The sequence below is a fragment of the Cellulomonas sp. Marseille-Q8402 genome (genome assembly GCF_965119525.1).
In genome coordinates this window covers 611,608-634,027 of the sequence record NZ_CBCPLX010000002.1, presented here as the reverse complement: position 1 = coordinate 634,027, position 22,420 = coordinate 611,608, and the positions used below count along the sequence as shown (strand labels likewise).

Annotated in this window: 25 protein-coding genes, 1 tRNA gene and 1 pseudogene; 10 read left to right on the top strand and 17 right to left on the bottom strand. The window is 75.1% G+C overall.

What is annotated here, in order from left to right; translation table 11 throughout:
- Window positions 1–64 precede the first annotated feature (64 nt).
- The 4 genes and pseudogenes from ACWPWW_RS13960 to ACWPWW_RS13945 all read left to right on the top strand — a co-directional run bounded on the left by ACWPWW_RS13960 (window position 65) and on the right by ACWPWW_RS13945 (window position 3,517).
- Window positions 65–799, top strand: coding sequence for a response regulator transcription factor (locus ACWPWW_RS13960; RefSeq protein WP_454050956.1), 735 nt, complete (start codon window positions 65–67; stop codon window positions 797–799).
- Window positions 796–2,412 (top strand): ATP-binding protein, encoded by a 1,617-nt coding sequence (locus tag ACWPWW_RS13955; RefSeq protein ID WP_454050955.1) that lies wholly within the window; start codon window positions 796–798, stop codon window positions 2,410–2,412. The genes ACWPWW_RS13960 and ACWPWW_RS13955 overlap by 4 nt, the downstream gene beginning before the upstream one ends.
- Window positions 2,413–2,497: 85 nt before the next feature.
- A complete protein-coding gene (locus tag ACWPWW_RS13950) occupies window positions 2,498–3,244 on the top strand; it encodes an HD domain-containing protein (protein WP_454050954.1) in 747 nt (248 codons plus the stop codon).
- Window positions 3,241–3,517, top strand: a pseudogene (locus ACWPWW_RS13945) (DUF4031 domain-containing protein). The gene ACWPWW_RS13950 and the pseudogene ACWPWW_RS13945 overlap by 4 nt, the downstream one beginning before the upstream one ends.
- 245 nt (window positions 3,518–3,762) lie before the next feature.
- Here ACWPWW_RS13945 and groL read toward each other — a convergent pair.
- Complete coding sequence (groL, locus tag ACWPWW_RS13940; RefSeq protein ID WP_454050953.1) at window positions 3,763–5,391, bottom strand: chaperonin GroEL; 1,629 nt, start codon at window positions 5,389–5,391, stop codon at window positions 3,763–3,765.
- 264 nt (window positions 5,392–5,655) lie between these two features.
- On the opposite strand from groL, the gene ACWPWW_RS13935 reads away from it, so the two are divergent.
- Window positions 5,656–6,945 (top strand): glycoside hydrolase family 15, encoded by a 1,290-nt coding sequence (locus tag ACWPWW_RS13935; RefSeq protein WP_454050952.1) that lies wholly within the window; start codon window positions 5,656–5,658, stop codon window positions 6,943–6,945.
- 71 nt (window positions 6,946–7,016) lie between these two features.
- On the opposite strand, the gene ACWPWW_RS13930 is transcribed toward ACWPWW_RS13935, so the two are convergent.
- The 3 genes from ACWPWW_RS13930 to ACWPWW_RS13920 form a co-directional block, all read right to left on the bottom strand.
- Window positions 7,017–7,220, bottom strand: a complete 204-nt coding sequence (locus tag ACWPWW_RS13930) for a cold-shock protein (RefSeq protein ID WP_454050951.1) — start codon at window positions 7,218–7,220, stop codon at window positions 7,017–7,019.
- Window positions 7,221–7,341: 121 nt separating this feature from the next.
- Entirely contained in the window at window positions 7,342–7,977 is a 636-nt protein-coding gene (locus ACWPWW_RS13925) for a LytR C-terminal domain-containing protein (protein ID WP_454050950.1), read from the bottom strand.
- A gap of 91 nt (window positions 7,978–8,068) precedes the next feature.
- Entirely contained in the window at window positions 8,069–8,404 is a 336-nt protein-coding gene (locus tag ACWPWW_RS13920; RefSeq protein ID WP_454050949.1) for a DUF3263 domain-containing protein, read from the bottom strand.
- Between the two features lie 159 nt (window positions 8,405–8,563).
- Between ACWPWW_RS13920 and ACWPWW_RS13915 the strand changes: the two genes are divergently transcribed.
- Together ACWPWW_RS13915 and ACWPWW_RS13910 are read left to right on the top strand one after the other, a co-directional pair.
- The gene (locus ACWPWW_RS13915) at window positions 8,564–9,238 is read left to right on the top strand and encodes a uracil-DNA glycosylase (RefSeq protein WP_454051827.1); all 675 of its coding nucleotides are present in this window, start codon (window positions 8,564–8,566) and stop codon (window positions 9,236–9,238) included.
- Window positions 9,239–9,293: 55 nt separating this feature from the next.
- On the top strand, window positions 9,294–10,094 hold the full coding sequence (locus ACWPWW_RS13910) for an SGNH/GDSL hydrolase family protein (protein WP_454050948.1): 801 nt from the start codon (window positions 9,294–9,296) through the stop codon (window positions 10,092–10,094).
- A gap of 11 nt (window positions 10,095–10,105) precedes the next feature.
- On the opposite strand, the gene ACWPWW_RS13905 is transcribed toward ACWPWW_RS13910, so the two are convergent.
- The 5 genes from ACWPWW_RS13905 to ACWPWW_RS13885 form a co-directional block, all read right to left on the bottom strand.
- Window positions 10,106–10,525: a hypothetical protein gene (locus tag ACWPWW_RS13905; RefSeq protein WP_454050947.1), complete on the bottom strand. Its 420-nt coding sequence runs from the start codon at window positions 10,523–10,525 to the stop codon at window positions 10,106–10,108.
- A gap of 120 nt (window positions 10,526–10,645) precedes the next feature.
- Window positions 10,646–11,740: a hypothetical protein gene (locus tag ACWPWW_RS13900; RefSeq protein ID WP_454050946.1), complete on the bottom strand. Its 1,095-nt coding sequence runs from the start codon at window positions 11,738–11,740 to the stop codon at window positions 10,646–10,648.
- The gene (locus ACWPWW_RS13895) at window positions 11,737–12,363 is read right to left on the bottom strand and encodes a S24/S26 family peptidase (protein WP_454050945.1); all 627 of its coding nucleotides are present in this window, start codon (window positions 12,361–12,363) and stop codon (window positions 11,737–11,739) included. The genes ACWPWW_RS13900 and ACWPWW_RS13895 overlap by 4 nt, the downstream gene beginning before the upstream one ends.
- Window positions 12,364–12,441: 78 nt before the next feature.
- Window positions 12,442–12,888 (bottom strand): hypothetical protein, encoded by a 447-nt coding sequence (locus tag ACWPWW_RS13890; RefSeq protein WP_454050944.1) that lies wholly within the window; start codon window positions 12,886–12,888, stop codon window positions 12,442–12,444.
- A gap of 252 nt (window positions 12,889–13,140) precedes the next feature.
- Window positions 13,141–13,509, bottom strand: a complete 369-nt coding sequence (locus ACWPWW_RS13885) for a sensor histidine kinase (RefSeq protein ID WP_454051826.1) — start codon at window positions 13,507–13,509, stop codon at window positions 13,141–13,143.
- Here ACWPWW_RS13885 and ACWPWW_RS13880 point away from each other — a divergent pair.
- From ACWPWW_RS13880 to ACWPWW_RS13870, 3 genes are all read left to right on the top strand, one after another.
- Window positions 13,502–14,038, top strand: a complete 537-nt coding sequence (locus ACWPWW_RS13880; protein WP_454051864.1) for a hypothetical protein — start codon at window positions 13,502–13,504, stop codon at window positions 14,036–14,038. The genes ACWPWW_RS13885 and ACWPWW_RS13880 overlap by 8 nt on opposite strands.
- Window positions 13,935–15,050: a LuxR C-terminal-related transcriptional regulator gene (locus tag ACWPWW_RS13875; protein ID WP_454051825.1), complete on the top strand. Its 1,116-nt coding sequence runs from the start codon at window positions 13,935–13,937 to the stop codon at window positions 15,048–15,050. The genes ACWPWW_RS13880 and ACWPWW_RS13875 overlap by 104 nt, the downstream gene beginning before the upstream one ends.
- 188 nt (window positions 15,051–15,238) lie before the next feature.
- Window positions 15,239–15,616, top strand: coding sequence for a YybH family protein (locus tag ACWPWW_RS13870; RefSeq protein WP_454050943.1), 378 nt, complete (start codon window positions 15,239–15,241; stop codon window positions 15,614–15,616).
- Between the two features lie 162 nt (window positions 15,617–15,778).
- On the opposite strand, the gene ACWPWW_RS13865 is transcribed toward ACWPWW_RS13870, so the two are convergent.
- The 8 genes from ACWPWW_RS13865 to ACWPWW_RS13830 form a co-directional block, all read right to left on the bottom strand.
- Window positions 15,779–15,943 carry a hypothetical protein gene (locus ACWPWW_RS13865; RefSeq protein ID WP_454050942.1) on the bottom strand — a complete coding sequence of 55 codons (165 nt, stop codon included), beginning with the start codon at window positions 15,941–15,943 and terminating at the stop codon, window positions 15,779–15,781.
- A gap of 84 nt (window positions 15,944–16,027) precedes the next feature.
- Window positions 16,028–16,582, bottom strand: a complete 555-nt coding sequence (locus tag ACWPWW_RS13860; protein WP_454050941.1) for an RBBP9/YdeN family alpha/beta hydrolase — start codon at window positions 16,580–16,582, stop codon at window positions 16,028–16,030.
- Window positions 16,583–16,604: 22 nt separating this feature from the next.
- Window positions 16,605–18,245, bottom strand: a complete 1,641-nt coding sequence (locus tag ACWPWW_RS13855) for an MFS transporter (protein WP_454050940.1) — start codon at window positions 18,243–18,245, stop codon at window positions 16,605–16,607.
- A complete protein-coding gene (gene glsA / locus ACWPWW_RS13850) occupies window positions 18,242–19,258 on the bottom strand; it encodes a glutaminase A (protein ID WP_454050939.1) in 1,017 nt (338 codons plus the stop codon). The genes ACWPWW_RS13855 and glsA overlap by 4 nt, the downstream gene beginning before the upstream one ends.
- A gap of 175 nt (window positions 19,259–19,433) precedes the next feature.
- Window positions 19,434–19,507, bottom strand: a tRNA-Thr gene (locus ACWPWW_RS13845).
- A 53-nt stretch (window positions 19,508–19,560) separates the two neighbouring features.
- Window positions 19,561–20,844 (bottom strand): MFS transporter, encoded by a 1,284-nt coding sequence (locus ACWPWW_RS13840; protein ID WP_454050938.1) that lies wholly within the window; start codon window positions 20,842–20,844, stop codon window positions 19,561–19,563.
- A 107-nt stretch (window positions 20,845–20,951) separates the two neighbouring features.
- Window positions 20,952–21,821 carry a DsbA family protein gene (locus tag ACWPWW_RS13835; RefSeq protein WP_454050937.1) on the bottom strand — a complete coding sequence of 290 codons (870 nt, stop codon included), beginning with the start codon at window positions 21,819–21,821 and terminating at the stop codon, window positions 20,952–20,954.
- Between the two features lie 37 nt (window positions 21,822–21,858).
- Complete coding sequence (locus ACWPWW_RS13830) at window positions 21,859–22,383, bottom strand: hypothetical protein (protein WP_454050936.1); 525 nt, start codon at window positions 22,381–22,383, stop codon at window positions 21,859–21,861.
- Between the last annotated feature and the right edge of the window lie 37 nt (window positions 22,384–22,420).

Sequence of the window (22,420 nt, the reverse complement as noted above, 5' to 3'; positions counted from 1 at the left end):
CGTGACCGCGCGGCGACCAGGCCGCTCCCAGGAACTCCCCAGGCTCGGGGAGCACACTGGATCCGTGACCACCGCAGCCCAGAACCCCGAGGCACGGCTCCTCGTCGTCGACGACGAGCCGAACATCCGCGAGCTCCTCGCGACGTCGCTGCGGTTCGCGGGCTTCGAGGTGCACGCGGCCGCCGACGGCGGCGCCGCCCTGCGCCTCGCCCGCCAGGTCCAGCCCGACCTGCTCGTGCTCGACGTGATGCTGCCGGACATGGACGGCTTCACCGTCACCCGCCGGCTGCGCGAGAAGGGGCAGCACGTCCCCGTGCTGTTCCTCACCGCCCGCGACGACACGGCGGACAAGATCACCGGCCTCACGGTCGGCGGCGACGACTACGTCACCAAGCCGTTCAGCCTGGAGGAGGTCGTCGCCCGCATCCGCGCCGTGCTGCGCCGCACCCAGGCGGGCGAGGTCGCCGGCGCGAGCGTGCTCGGCTACGAGGACCTCGAGCTCGACGAGGACAGCCACGAGGTGCGCCGCGCCGGGCAGGTCGTCGACCTCTCCCCCACCGAGTTCAAGCTGCTCCGCTACCTGCTGCTCAACCCCGGGCGCGTGCTGTCCAAGGCGCAGATCCTCGACCACGTGTGGCAGTACGACTGGGGCGGCGACGCGAACATCGTCGAGTCGTACATCTCCTACCTGCGCCGCAAGGTCGACCAGGTCGAGCGCCCCGACGGCTCCAGGGTCGACCCGCTGATCCAGACCAAGCGCGGGGTCGGGTACATGCTGCGCAAGCCGAGCGGGTCGTGAGCGCGCGGACGACCGAGGGCGTCGAGGTCCCGGTCCCGGAGCCGGTGACCGAGCCCTCCGTCGACCGGCTCGACGGCGTGCTGCGCCCGGTGCGGGACCTCTGGTCGCGCACGCCGCTGCTCGCGCGCCTGGTCGGCATCACCACCGTGCTGCTGGCGACGGGCCTGACGATCTCCGGGTTCGCGACCACCACGCTGCTGTCGACGTACCTCGTCGGGCAGGTGGACAAGAAGCTCAACGAGGAGGCCGCGACCTACACGGGCCCGATCGTCAAGATCTACAACGAGGACCAGGGCCTCGGCCGCCTGAGCTCGGCTCAGCCCGTGTGGGGTGCGGTCGACTACGCGCTCAGCGCCGAGATCCGCGGGGAGACGGGGGAGATCTCCCCGACAGGGTCCACCCTCGACCGGTACGGCACGCCGCGTCTGCCCTCCGTGGACGTCGACACGCTGGACCGGGTCACCTACCGCACCGTGCCGAGCACCGTGCGGGGCGCCTCGTGGCGCGCGGTCACCGTGCCGGTCACCTCCGGCGCCGACGACACGACGGTCGGGTACGTGACCTTCGCGCAGCCGCTCGGCGACGCGCAGGACGCCGTCCGCCGCGCCGCGCTCCTCCTCTGGTCCAGCGCCCTCGCGATCCTCGTCATCGGCGTCGTCGTCGGGACCTGGGCCGTGAAGCGCTCGCTGCGCGGTCTGCGCGAGATCGAGTCCACCGCCGCGCAGATCGCCGACGGCGACCTGTCCCAGCGCGTGCCGCCCGCCCCGGAGACCACCGAGGTCGGCCGGCTCGGCGCCGCGCTGAACAGCATGCTGACCCAGATCGAGACGGCGTTCGACGCCCGGACCCGGTCCGAGGAGCGGATGCGCCGGTTCGTCGCCGACGCCTCCCACGAGCTGCGCACCCCGCTGGCGGCGATCCGCGGCTACGGCGAGCTCTACCGGATGGGCGCGCTGACGGAGAAGGACCAGGTCGACGACACGATGCGCCGCATCGAGCAGTCCGCGACCCGGATGGGCGGCCTGGTCGAGGACCTGCTCGCGCTGGCCCGGCTGGACGAGGACCGGCCCGGCCGCACCGAGCCGGTCGACCTCGCGGTGCTGGCCACCGACGCCGCCCACGACCTGCGGGCGATCGACCCGGCCCGCGAGGTGCGCGTCGGCGCGCTCGACGGCGCGGCGGGAGCCGTGGACGACGACCTGCCGGCCACCGTCGTGCGCGGCGACGAGGCGCGGCTGCGCCAGGTGCTGGCGAACCTGGTCGGCAACGTCGCCCGGCACACGCCGGCCGGCACCCCCGCGGAGATCGCCGTCGGACGGCTCGGCGACCAGGTCGTCGTCGAGGTGCGCGACCACGGACCGGGCATCGCCCCGGAGCACGCGCGCCGCGTGTTCGAGCGGTTCTACCGGGTCGACCCGAGCCGCACCCGCGAGGGCAACGGCACCGGAGGCGGCGCCGGGCTCGGCATGGCGATCGTCGCCGCGATCGTCGACGCGCACGGCGGCGACGTCGCGATCTCCGAGACCCCGGGCGGCGGCGCGACGATCCGCGTGGCGCTCCCCGCGGGCGATCCGGACCCGCTCGACGGCCCGGAGGATCACCCGGAGGGGTGACCCCGGGCGGGTGCACGAACTGTCCGCGCCTGGGGCTACGATGGCGCGTCCGAGCAGGGTCGTCTGTATGCAGTGAGGCTGTTCCATGGGCGTCTACGACGCACCACAGTGGCTGTTGTCCGCGTTCAAGCGCAGTGCGCTGGGGGCCGGGGCCACGGCTCCGACCGAGCGCGTCGTCGAGGTCGGGTCCGACCTCCTCGAGCGGTGGAGCGGCACCGGCCGGACCTACCACAACCTGCGCCACCTCTGCGACGTGCTGGCCCGGGTCGACGAGCTCGCGGAGGAGACCCACGAGCCCGACCTGGTCCGCCTGGCCGCCTGGTACCACGGCGCGGTGTTCGACGCCGCGCAGGTCGCCGCGTACGCCAACCGCGGCGGCGAGGACGAGATCGCGTCCGCCCGCCTCGCGCGGGAGCAGCTCACCGAGCTCGGCGTCCCTGCCGCGAGCGTCGACCGCGTGCACCAGCTGGTGATCGCGCTGGTCCGGCACGCCGCCGACCCGTCGGACTTCGACTGCGCCGTGCTGTGCGACGCGGACCTGGCGATGCTCGCCGCGGAGCCGCAGCGGTACAAGGCGTACCTGCACGACGTCCGGGAGGAGTACGCGGACATCCCGACGGCCGACTACCTCCGGGCGCGGCAGCGGATCGTCAACAAGCTCCTGAAGCGGCCGAGCCTGTTCGTCAGCCCCCTCGGCGCCGCCTGGGAGGAGCCCGCGCGGCAGAACCTCGGCGCCGAGCTGCACAAGCTCGACAAGGTGCTCGCGCAGATCGACGCCGACGCGCCGGCCGAGGCCGACCGCGAGCCCCTGCCGCACGGCGCGGGGGCGTGACGGTCCTCGTCGACCCGCCGCTCTGGCCCCGGCACGGCCGGTTCTGGTCGCACCTGGTCAGCGACACCTCGCTCGCGGAGCTGCACGCCTTCGCCGAGCGCGCCGGGCTCCCCCGCCGCGCCTTCGACCTGGACCACTACGACGTCCCCGACGAGCGGCACGCCGACCTCGTCGCGCTGGGCGCCGAGCCGGTGACGGCCGGCGAGCCTCATCCGCCGCCTCCGCGCGAGCGGCCTGCGGATCCCGGCCCACGCCCGCCCCCGCCACCACTGACCCCCTGCCCCCGCACGGCCTCGCGCCGGGTCGGGTCGGGTCGGGTTGCCGAGACGACACTCCGCGCCTGTGCGCGCGCCCGGAGCGGCCGGCGCGAGCTGCCATCTCGACGGAGGCACCCCGCGAGCGCCGTCCCGGGCAGCGGCGCGGGCGCGGCGTCCCGGGACGACGACGGGCCGGACACCCTGGGGTGTCCGGCCCGTCGTCGTGCGGGTGCGGGGCTCAGCGCCCCGCGCGCGGCTGGATCAGAAGTCCATGCCGCCCATGCCGCCGTCGGCACCCGGGCCGGCCGGAGCGGCCTTCTCGGGCTTGTCGGCGACGACCGCCTCCGTGGTGAGGAACAGCGCCGCGATGGACGACGCGTTCTGCAGCGCGGAGCGGGTGACCTTGACCGGGTCGTTGACGCCGGCGGCCAGCAGGTCCTCGTACACGCCGGTCGCGGCGTTCAGGCCGTGACCGGACGGGAGGTTGCGGACCTTCTCCGCCACGACGCCGCCCTCGAGGCCGGCGTTGATGGCGATCTGCTTCAGCGGCGCGTCGATCGCGATGCGCACGATCTGCGCACCGGTCGCCTCGTCGCCCTCGAGCTCGAGCGTCGCGAAGGCCTTCTCGCCGGCCTGGATGAGGGCCACGCCACCACCGGCGACGATGCCCTCCTCGACGGCCGCCTTGGCGTTGCGCACGGCGTCCTCGATGCGGTGCTTGCGCTCCTTGAGCTCGACCTCGGTCGCCGCGCCGGCCTTGATGACGGCGACGCCGCCGGCCAGCTTGGCGAGGCGCTCCTGGAGCTTCTCGCGGTCGTAGTCCGAGTCCGAGTTCTCGATCTCGGCGCGGATCTGGTTGACGCGGCCCTGGATCTGGGCGGCGTCGCCGGAGCCCTCGACGATGGTGGTCTCGTCCTTGGTGACGACGATCTTGCGCGCCTGGCCGAGGACCTCGAGGCCCACGGTGTCGAGCTTCAGACCGACGGTCTCGGACACGACCTGGCCACCGGTGAGGATCGCCATGTCCTGCAGCATCGCCTTGCGGCGGTCGCCGAAGCCGGGCGCCTTGACGGAGACCGACTTGAAGGTGCCGCGGATCTTGTTGACGACGAGCGTGGCCAGGGCCTCGCCCTCGACGTCCTCGGCGACGATGAACAGCGGCTTGCCCGACTGGATGACCTTCTCCAGCAGCGGCAGCAGGTCCTTGACGTTCGAGATCTTCGACTCGACGAGCAGCACGTAGGCGTCCTCGAGGACGGCCTCCTGGCGCTCCGGGTCGGTCACGAAGTACGCCGACAGGAAGCCCTTGTCGAAGCGCATGCCCTCCGTGAGCTCGAGCTCCAGGCCGAGGGCGTTGGACTCCTCGACCGTGATGACGCCCTCCTTGCCGACCTTGTCCAGCGCCTCGGCGATGAGCTCGCCGATCGCGGTGTCGCCGGCGGAGATCGACGCGGTGGCGGCGATCTGCTCCTTGGTCTCGATCTCCTTCGCCTGCTCGAGCAGGGCGGCGGTGACGGCCTCGACGGCCTTCTCGATGCCGCGCTTGAGGGCGATGGGGTTGGCGCCGGCGGCGACGTTGCGCAGGCCCTCGCGCACGAGCGCCTGGGCGAGCACGGTGGCGGTGGTGGTGCCGTCACCCGCGACGTCGTCCGTCTTCTTGGCGACCTCCTTGACGAGCTCCGCGCCGATCTTCTCGAACGGGTCCTCGAGGTCGATCTCCTTGGCGATGGAGACGCCGTCGTTGGTGATCGTGGGGGCGCCCCACTTCTTGTCCAGGACGACGTTGCGGCCCTTGGGGCCCAGGGTGACCTTGACGGTGTCGGCGAGGACGTTGAGTCCACGCTCGATGCCGCGACGGGCCTCCTCGTTGAAGGCAATGATCTTGGCCATGGGGCTATCGATCCTTCACTGTGGCTCGTGGTTCGGCCGGTCGGTGCCCGCGACGGACGGCCGCGCCGCTGCGACGGTCATGTCCCGTCGTGCGGCGGACCTCACCGGATCGGCCTCGCTTCTCATTCTGTCACTCTCGACCCGAGAGTGCTAAGTCCATGGTTAGCACTCGACCTGGGTGAGTGCAAGACGCTCCACTCCCGGCGAACGCGCGCGGGGTCCCGCCGACCGGGCGCGCCCAGCCCGGCCCGCTAGCCTGCCGGGATGTCCGCCCGCACCGCTGCCGTCGCCGCCACGCTCGTCGTGGTCGCCGGCGGGCTGATCGCCTGGGGTGCGACGGGACCCGCGACCGCGACCATCGACCTGTACGCCGAGGGCGTCGTCGCCACCCCCGACGGCCCGGAGTCGGTCCCGGCCGGCACGACCCCGGTCCTGCACGCCGGCACGCGCGTCGTGGACGACCCCGGCAGCACCGCGGACGACCGGCTCGCCGAGGAGCAGCGCGCCTGGCTGGCGGCCGGCACCGTGCCCGGGGCCGGCGGCCCGTACGCGGACCTGGTGGCCGACGCGCTGCTGGACCTGCGGACGCTGGTGCTGGACGACGGGGCCGCCGTGGCCGCGTGGACGCCGCACTGGCGCTACGTGTGGCCGCGCGACGCCTCGTTCGTCGCCGTCGCGCTCGCCCGCACGGGGCACCTCGACGACGCGCTGGAGATCCTGGACTTCCTGGCCGGCGTGCAGGCCGCGGACGGGTCGTTCCAGGCGCGCTACCTGGCGGACGGGTCGGGCGGCGTGCCGGACGACCGCGCCGCGCAGACGGACGGGACCGGCTGGGTGCTGTGGGCCGCGGCCGAGGTCGTGGCCGCCGCGGGACCCGAGGAGGAGCTCGCGACCGCCGAGCACCTGGCCCCGATGATCCGGCGCGCGGCCGACGGCGCCGTCGCGCTCGTCGCCGGCGACGGCCTGCCGGCGGCCTCCCCGGACTACTGGGAGCGCCCCGAGCGGGAGCTGACGCTCGGCACCGTCGCGCCGCTGCTCGCGGGCCTGGAGTCGGCCGGCGCGGTGCTCACCCTGCTGCGGGACGACGCGGCGGCCGCGGACGCCCGGGACGCGGCGGTGCGGACGCGTGCGGCGGTGGAGCGGGAGTTCGGCGACGCGACGGCGTACGGCCGGTACGCGGACGGGGCGGTGGCGGACGCGGCGAGCGCGTTCACCCTTCCGCCGTTCCAGCCGACGCCGCTCGCCGGCGCGACGGACGCGTGGCTCGCCTCGGCCGACGCCATGGCGCGGCCCGCCGGTGGGCTGGCGCCGGGTGCGGGCTGGCGGCAGGACGGCATCTCGTGGACGCCCCAGACGTCGCTGTACGCCCTGACCGCGGCCACGAACGGCTTCGACGCGGACGCGCGGGCACGGCTGGACTGGCTGGACGCCCACCGGACCACGATGGGCGCGCTGCCGGAGAAGGTGCTGGCCGACGGCTCCCCCGCGGCGGTGGCGCCGCTCGCGTGGACCGCCGCGTGCGTGGTGCTCGCGGTCACCGCCCTGGAGGGCTGAGACCGCCGGTACGGGCCGAGGCCGGGACCTGCGGGGCCGCGCCGTGACGGCCGCGACCCCGCACGCCGGTCTCAGAGCGGGCGGACCTGCTCCGCCTGCGGGCCCTTGGTGCCCTGCCCGACCTCGAACTCGACCGACTGCCCCTCCTCGAGGCTGCGGTACCCGCTCGACTGGATGGCGCTGAAGTGGACGAACAGGTCCTGACCGCCGTCGGCCGGGGTGATGAACCCGAAGCCCTTCTCGGCGTTGAACCACTTGACGGTGCCCTGCGGCATGCGGTGCTCCTGAAGACGGCGTGACTGGTCACCGCGGGTGGCCGAGATCCCCCCGGGTGGCCGGAGGGCGGTCACCGCGACGCGGCCGACACTAGCGGCGCCCTCCCACCTGCGGAAGGGGTCAGTTCGCGAAGTCGCGGAGCAGCAGGACGACGACGCCGTCCGGCGCCACCTCCGCGGACTCGACCACGTCCGTGATCCCGAGCGTCGAGGCGACCTGCTGGGCGGTCGCCGCGAGGTCGGCGTTCGCGTAGAACACGGTCGTCGCGGTGCTGCCGCCGGCGTTGCCGTTCCCGGCGGTCACGTTCGTGAAGCCGGCGTCCTCCAGGTCCTCCTGGGCGCCACCGGCCAGGCCGGAGACGTTCGCGGCGTTGAGCACCCGCACGGACGCCGTCAGGTCGGGCACCGGCGCGGCCGGCTCCTCGACGGGGGGCTCCTCGGTGGCCGGCTCCTCGGTGGCGGGCTCCTCGGCGCCCTCGGTGCTCTCGGTCGCAGCGGGGTCCTCGACGGGGGCGCTGGTGCTCGGCGCGGCCGCGGCCGGCTCGTCCGTGCCGCCGAACCCGGGGATGCGCCCGTCCCACGACGACGCCCACAGCACGAAGACCACGGTCAGGGTCGGGACGACCAGGACGACGGCCACGAACGGCCACCACCGGCTCCACCAGCTGCGGGGTGCGCGGTGCACGCCGATCGGCACGTCGTGCGCCGGCTCGGCGTCGAACTCGTCCTCCGGGTACCGGTCGCTGCCCTTGGTCACGGCGGACAGGCTAACGGGTCGAGCAGTGCAGCCCGGCACCCACGCCGCGCCGCCGCCGGGTCGCCGCGCCGCCGCCGGGTCGCCGCGCTGCTCAGGCGTCGGTGCCGAGCCGCCGCGCGCTGCGGGCGCGCTGACGGGTGGACCGCATCCGGCGCAGGCGCTTGACCAGCATCGGGTCGTGCGCGAGCGCGGCGGGCGAGTCGATGAGCGCGTTGAGGACCTGGTAGTACCGGGTCGCCGAGAGGTCGAACAGCTCGCGGATCGCCTGCTCCTTGGCGCCGGCGTACTTCCACCACTGCCGCTCGAAGGCGAGGACCTGCTGGTCGCGCTCCGAGAGGTCGCCGTCGGCGCGCTCCTCCGCCGCCGGGCCCGTGGCCACCAGGGCGAGCCGGTCGGCCGTGCGGTCGAGCTCTGCCGTCGCGTCCATCGGTGCCGTACCTCCCCTGGCGCTGCGCGGGCGTCCGGTGCCCGCGCGTCCGGCGCCCATCGTACGGCCGGAATGACACGGGTGTCATTCCCCGCGCGGGCGATCCGCGAGCCCCGTGCGGACCTCCCCGACCGGTGTCGGCTAGCCTCGGGGCCCGTGATCGCCGCACCGCTGCAGGAGCTCGTCGCCCCCGACTGGGCGGCCGCGCTGGCGCCCGTCGAGCCGCTCGTGCACGCCGCCGGCGACTACCTGCGGGCCGAGGTCGCCGCCGGCCGGGAGTACCTGCCGGCGGGCCCGGACGTGCTGCGCGCGTTCACCCGGCCGCTCGCGGACGTCCGTGTGCTGGTCGTCGGCCAGGACCCGTACCCGACCCCCGGGCACGCCATGGGGCTGTCGTTCTCGGTGCAGCCGCACGTGCGCCCGGTGCCGCGGTCGCTGGCCAACATCTTCACCGAGCTGCAGGCCGACCTGGGGGTGCCGCAGCCGAGCACCGGGGACCTGTCGCCCTGGGCCGACCGCGGCGTCATGCTGCTCAACCGCGTGCTCACGGTCCGGCCCGGTGCGGCCGCCTCGCACCGCGGCCGGGGCTGGGAGGCGGTGACGGACCGCGCGATCGCGGCGCTGGTCGAGCGCGGCGGCCCGCTGGTGGCGGTGCTGTGGGGCCGCGACGCCCAGTCGCTGGCGCCGGCCCTGGGCGACGTCCCGGTCGTCGCCAGCCCGCACCCGAGCCCGCTGTCCGCGAGCCGCGGGTTCTTCGGCTCGCGCCCCTTCTCCCGGGTGAACGCGCTGCTGGTCGAGCAGGGCGCCGAGCCGGTCGACTGGACGCTCCCGTGACGACGCCCGGCCCGACCCGCTGACAGGCACGCCGCGCCCGAGGCACACTGCGACGGTGACGACGCACGAGGGAGCCCCGGTCTGGCAGCGCTACGTCGCGGTCGGCGACTCGTTCACCGAGGGCCTGTGGGACAGCCCGGAGGGCGAGGACGGGCCGGTGCGCGGCTGGGCCGACGTGCTGGCCGGGCTGCTGTCGGAGCGCCGCCGCGCGGCCGGCGCCGAGCCGCTCCGGTACGCGAACCTGGCGGTGCGCGGGCGCCTGCTGCGGCCGATCGTCGCCGAGCAGCTGCCCCAGGCCCTCGCGATGCGGCCGGACCTGGTCAGCCTGGTCGGCGGCGGCAACGACATCCTCCGGCCCGCGGCCGACCCCGACCGGCTGGCGCGGACGCTGGAGCAGGCCGTGGCCCGGGTCCGCGCCACCGGTGCCGACGTGCTGCTGGCGACCGGGTTCGACTCCTCGGGCTCGGCGATCGTGTCGACCACCCGGCCCCGCGTCGGCGTGTACAACGCCCACATCTGGTCGATCGCCCGGCGGCACGGCGCGCACGTCCTCGACCTGTGGGGCATGCGGCACCTGCGGGACATCCGGATGTGGGCCCCCGACCGGATCCACCTGACGACCGAGGCGCACGCCCGGGTGGCGCAGGGAGCGCTGGTCGCGCTCGGCCTGGAGCCGGACGACGACACCTGGGACGAGCCGCTCACCCCGCGGCCGCGCCTGCCCCGCGGCGAGCAGGCGCGCCTCGACGCGCGGTGGCTGCGGCTGTACGCCTACCCGTGGGCGACCCGGCGGCTGCGGGGTCAGTCGTCCGGGGACACCCGCACCGCGAAGCTGCCGGCGCTCACCGAGGTCTGAACCCGCAGGGCTCAGCCGGTGGTCCCGGGACCCGCGTCGGTCACCAGCGCCAGCGACACCCCGGCCAGGTCCGCGACGGCCACCTCGGCCCCGTCCAGCGGGACGGTCGTGCGCGGCGCGACGACGGGCGTGCGCGCCTGGGCCAGCGCCTGGTCGTCGGACCCGTGCAGCGTGACGGCGACCTCGCGCCCGGCGCAGCCGTCGGGCACGTCCGACAGGGAGGCCGCGACCACCCCGTACCCGGCGAGCGCCGCGACGTAGTCGACGTCGTAGTCGACGGTGATCCGGCTGACCACGCAGGCGCCGGCGGGTGCGGACTCGCCGCCGTCCCACGTCAGGGCGCGGGCCATCGAGACCGCCAGACCGGCACAACCCAGCCAGGCCAGGGTCACTCCTGCCGCGCGGCGCGCGCGGACGTGCTCGTGCGCCATCGGCGCCCCCTCCGTGGACCAGCCCGGTCGATCCGTCGACCTGGGTGTCCCATCGTCGGACCGGGGGCGCGTCTGAGCACCCGGAGCGCGGGACCACCCGTCCGGGGTAGGCCGGACGGGTCAGCCGCGCAGGCAGAGCTGGAACGTGCGCGTGGTGTCGTCGCGCACGCCCCAGGTGTCCCAGGCGGTCGGCGTGACGCGGTAGACGGTGCCCCCGCGCGCCGTGACCGTGTGGTTGCCGGGCGCGGTGAGGGTGCGCAGGTCGGGGGTGACGCCGCGCGCGGTGAAGTACGCGACGAGCGGCGCCACGTCGACGTCCGCCCGCCAGCCCGCGTAGAACTGCGGCGTCCCGGACACTCCGACGGTCGTGCTCGTGCAGGCGTACCCGCCGCTGCCGGTGACCGCCGTGGTGCTCTGGGTGTACGGCAGCGCCGGGTCGTAGACCGGGGCCGGCAGGCCGTAGTGGCAGACGGTGACGGAGAGCGTCTGCCCGGGCGAGAGCGTGCCGGACCCGATCCAGGCGCCGACCGACACCACCCCGTCGACCGGCCGGACCGACTGCACGCGCGCCCACCACGGGTCGGTGACGACGAACCCGGCACCCGACGTCACCCCGTTGAACGGGCGCTGGTCCAGGTGCAGGTCCACCCGCCAGTCGGTGCCGGGCGTCGCCTGGAGGGCGACGGTGACGCACGCCTGCGTCCCGGACGCCGCGAGCTGGCTCCACGTGACGGAGGTGAACGTCGTGCCCGGGCCGGGCGTCACGGGGCCGGTGACCGCACCGGCCGGCGTCGTCCAGGACGTCGGGAGCGACCACGTGCCGACGGTCAGCGCCACGCCCGCCACCCGCGCGGCCGGGTACGACGGGACGGTGACGGTCGTCGAGTCCGCGGCGGCCAGGGTGACGGTCGTGTCGGCCGCGGCGAGCGCGGAGCCGTCGGCGGCGAACAGCCGCACCGTGGCGACCTGCCCGCGGCAGGCGGCGGGGACGCCGGTGAGCAGGACCTGCGTCGCGGTCCCGGACGACCCCGCCGCCCCGGGAGCCGCTCCGAGCGAGGTCGCGGCGCACGGGGCACCGGTGCCGGTCATCAGCTGGCCGCCGGTCAGCGGGAGGCGGGCGGCGCTCGCCGGCCGCAGGGCGAGGCTCACCACCGCCACCAGGACGACGGCGAGCAGGACGGCGGGCAGCGCACGACGGCGCGCGGCGGGGGTCACGCGGCGCCGACCGGGGCGGGCGCGTCGGCTCGGTCGGGGGCCGCGGCCGGGTCGGCACCGTCGGCCGGGTCGGGGGCGTCGTCCGCGGCGGTGCGGTCGGCCGCGTCGGCGGCGTCGGGCTCCCGGTCGGCGGGGTTCGGCCACAGCAGGACGCCACCCGCGACCACCACGAGCGAGAGCCACGCCCAGGGGTCGAGCAGGATCGACGCGACGCGTCCCAGGCCCGGCACGTGCAGCCGCGCGATCCCGAGCACGTCGGCGGCGTGCGGCCGCCACGGGTCGAGGAAGTCGTTGTTGTCACCCTGGATGACCCAGCCGTCCGCCGCGTCACCGCCGACGACGCGGTGGATGATCCGCCCGCGCTCGAGGTCGGGCGGCGTGTAGACGACGACGTCGCCGACGGCCGGGCTGCCGCAGCGGGAGACCACGAGGTCGCCGGTGTAGTACGTGGGCTCCATCGAGTGGCCGGACACGATGGTCAGGGTCGTGCAGCCGCCGAGCGTGCTCGGCCAGCCGAACCAGACCAGGACCGCGACGATCCCCGCCGTGCCGGCCCAGCCGAGCGCGCTGCGCAGCCGGTCGCGGGGGGTGCGCGGCGCGGGAGCCGTGCGCGGTGCGCGCACGCCGACGAGCCGGCGCAGGGCAGACGTGCTGCCCCGGCCGGCCCGGTCGGCGTGCCGCGCGCGGATCGGAGGTACCCGTCAGCTCGCGATGACGACGGCGACGCCCTTGACGTCGGCCGCCTTCACGGAGCCGGGGACGGCGAGGGTGAGCGTGGTGCCCGAGACCGTGGCGGTCATCTGGCCGAGCGAGGCGCCGGTGGAGCCGTCGGTCGGGTCGGTGTTGAGCAGGTCGACCTTGGCGGTCTGGCCCGAGCAGCCGGCGGCGACACCCGTCAGCTTGACCTCGGTCACCGTGTAGCCCTTGGCGGCCGCGGCGAAGGCGTTGGTGAACGCGACGGCCACGCCGTCGGCGTCGCACGAGGCGACGACGGTGGTGCCCGCGCCGAGCGCGCCGGCGGTCAGGTTCAGCTGGGCCGCGGACGCCAGGCCGAGGCCGGCGATGCCGAGCCCGGCGACGGTCAGGGCGACCACCTTGCGGCGGACGGTGCGGCGGGGGCGGGCGGAGGGGGCGGTGGACTCGGACATGACTCTCCTGGTGGACGACGGCTCTGCGGACACGGCGCACCCCACGGAGCCGGTGACGGGGGCGGGCCTTCCGCGGCGTCGGGGCAGGGGAATCCCGGCGATGCGGCTCGCGCACAGTAGGGCCGCGGCGGGCGACCTCGGCACCACTCTTCTGGGTGCCAGCACCCACCCCCTGCACGGGCGAACGAGTGACGCAACATTTATCCGGACGATCCGGACAAAGCGGGTGGGTGAAAACTGGGCTTCCGCAGGTCAGGCCGTTGTATGGCGCAGGGATTCCACCGGAAGGCGGGCGACCACCTGGGTGCCGTCACCCGGGACGGACGTCACCCGGAAGTCGCCACCCACCAGGCGCAGCCGATCGGCCAGACGGGCGGTCCCCGACGGCGCCCCGGCGTCCGCGCCGAAGCCGGTGCCGTCGTCGGACACCCGCACCTCGACGGCGTCCTCGTCGACGGACACCCGCACGTCGACCACCTGGGCGCGGCCGTGCCGCAGGGCGTTGCTGATCGCCTCCTCGACCACGCGCACGGCGAGCAGCCGCTCGCTGCGGGTCAGCCGGGAGGACGCCGGGTCGTCGAGCACACGGACGTCGTCCGTGACGCCCAGCCGGGTGTTCACCGTGCTCGGGATGCGGCCGAGCAGCGCCCGGATCGCCGGCACCATCCCGACCTCGAGCCTGCTCCGGGTAGAGCATCCGGCTGGTGGCGCGGACGTCGGCCTCCCGCACCGTCTCGATCTCCTCGCGCATCTCCCGGAGCAGGGCGACGTGCGCGTCGGTCACCGGAGGCCGGTCGGGCCCGCCGATCCCGTCCAGCAGGCTGTCGAGCCGGGCGACGACCAGCACCAGCCGCTGCTGCATGCTGCCGTGCAGCCCCTCGGCGACCTCGCGGCGGACCCGCACCTCCTCGTGCTGCAGCGCCGCGAGCGCCAGGCTCGATCTGGAGGCGCCCTGCGCGGCCTCGGCGACCTCGTTGCGCAGCCGCCGCTGGGACAGCATCGCCGCCAGGCCCATGCTGGCCGCGACCCACGCGACCACGGCGCCGCTGCTGAGCTCGGCCACGATCGTCGACCGCGGCGGGTCCACGTACACGTCGAGCAGGAGGCTGGGAGGCGAACCGCACGCCCGACGCGGTCACCCCGGCGCTGAGCACCCCGACCACCAGCGCCGGGGCCCCGCGCTGCGGCAGCGACACCCCGGTGACCGCGAGGATCAGCAGCATCGAGGCGACCGCGGTGAGGTTCGCCAGGATGCGGGACGTGACGGGCACCTCGCCGCCCTGGTTGCCGTACACCCACGCGGTCTGCACCGCGGCACCGACGGCGAAGGCGGTCATCACGGTGCCGGCCGCGAGCAGCAGGGCCCGGCGGTCGGCCCGCACCGCCTCCGCGTCCCGCGTCAGAGCCGTCGGCATCCGTCACCACCTGTTCGGCGGGCGGAGCCCGCGTGCCGTCTCCCACTTCCGGGGCCGGGCCACCATACTGTCCGCGATGTCCGAATCCGCACCCGAGACGACCCGCGTGGTCGTCGTCGAGGACCAGCCGCTGTTCCGGTCGATGCTCGAGCCACGCTCGGCGCGGCGGACGACGTCCGCGTCGTCGCCTCCGTCGGCACCGTCAAGGAGGGCCTCGCCGCGCTGCGGCCCGGTGCCGCCGACGTCGCCGTGCTCGACATCGACCTGCCCGACGGGAACGGGATCGCGCTCGGCGTCACGCTGCGCCGCAACCAGCCCCACCTCGGCATCCTGCTGCTCTCCGCGCACGACGCGATGGACCTGCTGCTCGACCTGCCGCCGGACGTCGCCGCGGGGTGGTCCTACCTGTCGAAGACCTCCTCCACCAGCGCCGAGACGCTGATCACGGCCATCAAGGCCGCCGCCGCGGGCAGGACGACGCTCGACCCCGCACTGCTCGACCGGGTGGCGCCGCGCGCCGGGTCCGCCGTGTCGCGGCTGACCGACCGGCAGTACGCCGTGCTGCGGCTGCTGGCCCAGGGGCTGTCCAACTCCGGTATCGGCGAGGCCCTGCGGATCACCGAGAAGTCCGTGCAGAACCACATCAACGGCGTCTACGCGACGCTCGGCATCGACGCGGACCCCGCCCGCAACCCCCGCGTCACCGCCGCCCTCCGCCTCCTCGAGGAGACCGGCCCCGCGTCCTGACCGACCGGGCCCTGCCGCCCCGCGCCGGCACCGCACGGCACCGCACGGCACCGCACGGCACCGCACGGCACCGCACGGCACCGCACGGCACCGCTTGGCTCGGCGCGGGCAGACGCGCGTGGGCGCGGGGTGTGGCGGGGCAGGGAGGCGCGGGGGACGATGGGCGTCCGATCGGACGGGGAGGCACCGTGGAGCGTGCGGACGTGATGGCCTGGGTCGCCGCCTACGAGCGCGCCTGGCGCGAGGACGACGCGGGGTCGGTCGGGTCGCTGTTCACCGACGACGTGCGGTACCTGCGCTCGCCGTACGAGCCGCCGCTCGACGGTATCGACGCCGTCCGGGACTTCTGGTCCGACCCGACGCCGTTCACGATGGACGCGGAGGTCGTGGCGGTCGAGGGCCGGGACGCGGTCGTGCGCGCCGAGGTGCGCTACGGCGGGGACGAGCCGCAGGAGTACCGGGACCTGTGGGTGCTGCGGTTCGCGCCCGACGGGCGGGTGCGGCACTTCGAGGAGTGGGCGTACTGGCCCGGGAAGACCTTCACCGCCTCGGACGCTCCCGGCTGACGCCGCACGGTTGGCATCCGATCGGGTGAGCCGTCTGGCAGCGCTCCCCCCGGGTGGGTTACATTGGGCAGGCCCTCGGTCGCCTGCCCCCTGCGCGGCCGAGGGCTTCTTCATGCCCCGCGCCGGTCCGGCCACGGCCGGTGGTGCGGGGCTCGGGCGCAGTCAGCGGGCGCGCCACTCCATCGCCCCGCACAGCGTGCAGCGCGCGACGACCACGCCGAACCGGACGGGGCTGGTGTCGAGCCGCCAGCCCGGCCGGTTGCACGACGGCGCGTGCTCGGCGGGGTCCAGCGGGTGCAGCGGGCGGGCGATCGACGTGCGGCTCATGGTGGTCCTCCGGGACGGGTGCGTTGCCCGGCCTGTTCGGCCGTCCCGACGCGGATGTGAGCGGTCCGGCCCGGCGGGCCGCGCTCAGAGCACGAGCCGCTCCAGCAGCGGGAACTCCGGGAACGGCTGGTCCACGTCGCCGAAGTGCCCGTCGTCCCGGACGACGAGGGTGCCGCCGGCGCGGTCGCGCATGGCCCGGCCCTGCTCGGCGTCGCAGCCGTAGGGGTCCCGCACGGAGTTGACGAAGACCAGGTCGCCGCCGTTCGCGCGGATCCGGTCCCAGTCGTAGGACTCCTGCAGCACCGGCTCGTCGGAGTCGTTCGGCGGGGTCGCGTACCCCGCCACCAGCACCGCCTGGGCGACGGGCGCGTCGAGGTGCTCGAGCAGCGCCAGCAGCAGCGCGGCCCCGCCCGAGTGGCCGACCAGCACCGTGCCGGCGTCGAACGTGTGCGCCGCGAGCACCCGCGGCAGGAACGTCGCCACGGGCTCGACGTTGAGGTCGGGGTAGTGCGGGCGCTCCACGGCGTAGCCGCGGGCGGTGAGCCGCTCGGCGAGCCACGGGTACCAGACCACGCCGGGGTGGCCGCCGGTGCCGTGGAACACGATCGCGCGGGTGGGGCGGACGGGGCTGGTGGGCACGTGGGTTCCTCCGGTGCGGTCGTCAGTCGGTCCCGGGCGAGGGGTCGGGGATCTCGCCCGGACGGTAGCGCGGCAGGCGGCTCGCGGGCAGGACCGCCGTGGCGCTGATCCCGGCCAGGATCAGCAGCCCGAGGCGCAGGGTGTCGAGCCGGGCCTGCTCGTTGACCGCCACCGCGGCGTCGACCTGGGCGTCGTCGGCGTCGGTCCGCGCGAGCACCTCCCGCAGCTCGTCGTTGCTCACGAAGTTCACCGCGTCCAGGTCGACCTGCTCGACGAGCGCCGCGGGCAGCTCGGGCTCCGCGACCACCGCGCGGCCGACGTTCACCCCGAGGATCGTCACGAGCAGCGCGCCGACCAGCGCGGTCCCGACGGCGGACGCGAGGTTCTGGGTCGTGCCGCGGATCGACCCGACGTCGCCGGCCAGCCGCTTGGGCACCGCGGTGACCAGCACGTTGAACACGAGCGTCACCAGCGCGCCCTGCCCGACGCCGAACACGAACAGCCCGAGGATCGTCGGGAGCGTCTCCCAGTTGTTCGTGACGACGAACGCCAGCCACGTCAGCGCCACCGTCGTCAGCACGAACCCGAAGACGCCGATCCTGCGGGGACTGAACCGCCCGTAGAACCGAACGACCAGGGTCGCCGTGAGGAACACCGTCAGGTTGAACGGCATCATCGCGAGCGCCGTGTCGAAGGGCGTGCGGCCCTGCACGATCTGGATGTACAGGGGCACGGTGAAGTTCAGCGCGGCCTCCAGGGCCACCACGACGAACATCGCGTACACCGCGGCCCGCTCGCTGGCGGAGCCGAGCACGCTGAGGTCGACCAGGGGCGTCCGCCCGCTCGCCGCGCGCCGCCGGGTCCACCAGAAGAAGGTCTGCCCGAGCACGACGCCCAGGACCACGAGCAGCGGTGCGGGCGAGGCGCCGGACACGGAGAACGGCGCGTCCGGCGTCGCGACCAGCAGACCCCACGAGCTGAGGTTGTTGAAGCCGAGGGTCAAGCAGACGATCCCCACCCCGATCAGCAGGGCCGCCACGAGGTCGATCCGGATGCCGGGGTCGCCGCGGTCCGAGCGGAGCCGGAAGCTGAGGACGAGCACCACGACGGCGAGCACCAGCACGATGCCGAACACGGGGCGCCACCCCACGAGCGTGCCGAGCGAGCCGCCGACGAAGAACGCCGTGACGCCGGAGATCGCCCGCGCGGACCCGAGGGAGCCGATCGCCGTGGCCTGCTGCGCGCCGTGGTAGTTCTCCGCGATCAGCGCGACCAGCGAGGGGACGATGATCGCCGCCGACGCGCCCGCGACGGCCTGGCCGGCGATGGCCCAGCCGACGCTGGGCGCGAGGATCATCATCAGCGCGGAGACCGCGAACGTCGCCACGACCACGCGGAACACGACGACCCAGCCGATCCGCTGGCCGAGCTTGGCGCCGGTCATGACCAGCGCGGCGACGGACAGGCCGTAGACGACGATCGTCGAGCTGACCACCGTCGGCGGGACGCCGAAGTCCTCGACCATGCCGCCGAGCGACACCGGCAGCGCCGCCACGTTGAAGGACATGAGGACCTGCGCCAGGAACAGGCCCACCATCGGCACCCAGGAGCGGCGCTGCTCGACCTCGTCGCGGGTGCTGGTGGTGCTGCTCGTGCTGCTCATGCGGTCGGCGCCTCTCGCTCGGGGACGTGCACGGACGACGCGAAGACGTTCAGGCCGAGCGTCCGGGACAGGCGGGCGGTCGCCCGCCGTCCGCGGACGCTGTTCCCGGCCGGGTCGAGCCGCGGGGAGAACGTGCCGATCGCCCCCTTGCCCGGCGCGACCGCGACGATCCCCCCGGTGACGCCCGACTTGGCGGGCAGGCCGATCTCGAACAGCCACTCCCCCGAGCGCTCGTACATGCCCGTCGCCGCGAGGACGGCGAGCGTGTCCCGGCAGACCTGCGCGGAGACGACGCGCTCCCCCGACACCGGGTTGACCCCGCCGTCGGCGAGCGTCGCGCCCATCACCGCGAGGTCGCGCGCGCTCACCCGCAGCGCGCACTGCCGGGTGTAGACGTCGACCGCCGCCAGCGGGTCCGTCTCGATCCGTCCGTAGCTCTCCAGCAGCCGGGCGATCGCGCGGTTCCGCTGGTTGGTCGCCGACTCCGAGGCGAGCACGACCTCGTCCACCTCCAGCGGCCGGCCGGCGAACCGGGACAGCCCGGCCCGCACGTGCTCCCACTGCTCGGCGGGCGTGGACCCCGGCACCAGCGCGGTCGTCGCGATCGCCCCCGCGTTCACCATCGGGTTCATCGGGTGCCCGTCGTTCAGCTCCACGGCGATCACCGAGTTGAACGGCAGGCCGGTGTTGTTCACGCCGACCCGCTCGAGCACGCCCTCGTGCCCGTACGCGTCGCAGACCAGCGCGTACACGAACGCCTTGGAGATCGACTGGATCGAGAACTCCGCGTCCGCGTCGCCGGCCACGTGGACGTCGCCCGTGCTCTCCGCCACGCACACCGCGAACTGCGCCGGGTCGGCCTCCGCGAGCACCGGGATGTAGTCGGCCACGACGCCGTCGTCGTCGTCGCGGTAGCGCTCGTGCGCGTCGTGGACCAGCCCGTCCACCCGGTCCCAGCCCGGCAGCGACCCGGTCGAGACCTCCTGCTCCAGCCCGTCGGGTCCGTCCGGCACGTCCGCTCCCCTGCTCGCCTGCCTCGCTGCGGCGATCCTGGCACGGGGTGGGCGGGTTGCCCAGGGGCGCGGGGGCGGAACGGGTTCGGGCATGCCCGCACCCTGCCCGCCGAACGGCCCGCTGAGGGGCGCGGGCGGCGACTGAGTACCAGCACCTACCCCGACCGGCGCACGGAGCCCCCTGTCGGATTCGAACCGACGACCTGCTGTTTACAAGACAGCTGCTCTGGCCAGCTGAGCTAAGGAGGCGTGCGCGCCCGCGGGCGCGCGGCGACCAGCCTACCGGCCGGCGACCCGCCCGATCACGGCTGCGGGTCGTGCGCGTCGTACCGCCAGAACCCCCGCTGCCAGCGCACCAGCACCCAGAGGATCACCACGCACGCGAGCCCGCCGACCAGGGCAGCGCCGCCCTCTCCCAGGTGCGTGGACACCCCGCCGAGCAGCAGCTCGCCCAGCCGCGGCCCGCCGGCCACCACGACGACGAACACGCCCTGCAGCCGACCGCGCATGTCGTCCGGGGTGGCGGTCTGCAGGATGGTCTGCCGGAACACCGCGCTCACCGCGTCGGCCGCGCCGGCGGCCGCGAGGGTGACGACGGCGAGCGCGAGCGCCAGCCACAGCACGTCGTCCGGCTCGCCCCGCCCGGCCGCGACGAGGACCGCGCCGAACGCGGCGACGGCCAGCCCCCAGACCGTGATCGCGACGACGATGATCCGGCCCTGCCAGCGCACCCGCGCGAGCCCGCCGGAGAACAGGCCGGCGAGCATCGCACCCGCGGCGACGGCCGCGACCAGCACCCCGGCGGTGGTCTCGCCGCCGCCCAGGTAGACGATGCCGACGGCGGGGAAGAGCACCCGCGGGGAGGCGGTGATCATCGCGACGAGGTCGACGAGGAACGTCATGCGGACGTTCGGCCGGGTGCCCAGGTACTTCAGGCCGTCGAGCACGGACGCCAGACCCGCGCGGGCGCGACGGTTCGCGGAGGCCTCCGGCGGCATCGGCGGGAGCTGCAGCAGCGCGGTGAACGCGAAGGTGAACAGCACGGCGTCGAGCGTGTAGACGATGCCGTAGTCCAGGGCGGCGACCAGCCCGGCACCCAGCAGCGGGCCCAGGGTGAGCGCGACGTTCCAGCCGACGGTCTGGAGCGCGTTCGCGGCCGGCATCAGCCGCGGCTCGAGCAGCCGCGGGATGATCGCCGACCGCGCGGGGGCGTTCACGGCGCCCGCGCCGGACTGCAGGGCGACGAGGGCGTAGAGCACGCCGACGTGCGTGTTGCCGCCCCAGCCCTGGATCGCGAGCCCGACGGTCGCGACCCAGCTGACGCCGGAAGCCACGAGGGCGACGGTGCGGCGGTCGGCGTGGTCGACGATCGCGCCGCCGTACAGCCCGAAGACCACGAGCGGGATCAGCGCGCACAGCCCGACGACGCCGACCGAGAACGTCGAGCCGGTCAGCGCGTAGACCTGCAGGCCGACGGCGACGACGGTCAGCTGCGCGCCGAGGTTGGCGACCGACAGCCCCCACCACAGCCGGCGGAACTCGGGGCTGACGCGCAGCGGGGTGACGTCGACGAGCAGGGAGGGCACCGCGGGAGTCTACGTGCCCCGTACAGGCACCGGCGGAGCGCGAGGGCCGCGCCGCCGGGGAGCTCCCGGTGCCGCGGCCCTCGCGCTGGTGCGGGTGGTGCGGGCGGTCAGCCCTTGGCGGCCTCGACCGCCTCGGTGAGCGGGCCGGCGGTGTACAGGTCGCCCTCGAACTTCTCGCCGTCGATCAGCACGGTCGGGGTGCTGAGGCCGTTCAGGTCGGTGTTGGCCTGGTTCGTCGTCGCGACCAGCCACGGCGCGAACGTCCGCCACTCGGCGTCGTCGGCCGTCGCGGTGAACGCGTCGACGACGTCGCTCGGCACGCCGACCTCCGTCGCGATGTCGGCGATCTCGTCGTCGGACAGGCCCTTGGTGCCCTCCTCCGGCTGGTTCGCGAACAGCGCGGAGCTGAAGGCGGCGAAGCTGTCGGGGTCCTGGTCCGCGACGACGGCCGCGGCGTTGCCCGCGCGGGTGGAGTACTCGCCGCCGGCGGACTGCCCGTCGAGGAACGAGATCGGGTGGTACTCGACGGTGACCCCGCCCTCCTCGCGCAGCTGCGCGAGCTCGGTGTCGTTCGCGGCCTCGAACATGCCGCAGTAGGGGCACATGTAGTCGTAGTAGACGGAGACGACCACGTCGTCCTCGGCGGCGGGGACGCCCGCGACGCCGTCCTGGCCGACGGGGATGGCGCCGTCGTCCTCGGCCGTGGCCGGTGCGGTGACGTCGGCCAGCGCCAGCGACTCGGCGTCGTCGCCCGTGTAGGCGATGCCGGGGCCGAGCGACGGCACGATGATGATCGCCGCCACGACGATCAGCGTGATCACGGCGGCGGACAGCCCGCCGATGGCGATGAACTTGTTCCGCCGGTCGCGCTTGGCCTGCTGCTCGCGCAGCACGCGGGCCTGCTCGCGGGCGGCGTCGCGGCGCTCGTTCTTGCTGGGCCGGGCGCCCTTGCCGGGGTTCGGGGTGGGGCTGGTCATGACGGGTCCTGCTTCCTGCGGGTTCCGGGTGGTGGGCTCAGGCGAGCGCCACGGGCGGACCCCGGTGGGGGTGCAGGGCGCGGGCCAGGACGGCCGGGCGCAGGTGGTCCTCGTGCCAGGCGGGCGCGGGCCGGTCGGAGCGCACGGGCCGCGGCCCGGTGGCACGCGGCAGGGCGTGCACGACCGCACCGAGGACGGCGCGCACGGTGCGGGAGGCCCGGAGCAGCAGCGCGGTCAGCCCGAGGCCGAGCGCGCCCAGCGCGGCGTGCGCGGCGGCGACCGGCAGGACCAGGCCGAGCGCGAGCACGGCGCCGTGCGAGGCGGCCGGGGTCAGCGCGAGGGTGCCGGTGGGGCAGTCCGCGACGTCCTGCAGCAGGGTGAGCCGCACGCCGAGCAGCGCGAGCGGGCCGTCGACGGCCAGGCAGTGGTGCACGACGGTGCGCGCCGCACCGAGCCCGAGGGCGCCGCCGAGGGCGAGCACCGAGGCCAGCGCGGTGAGCAGCGGCAGGACGGCACCGGGCACGACGGCAGCGCGCAGGCGCGCGGCAGCCGTCCCGGTCATGCTGCCCAGCGTACGGGGCCTACCTGGGCCGGACCTG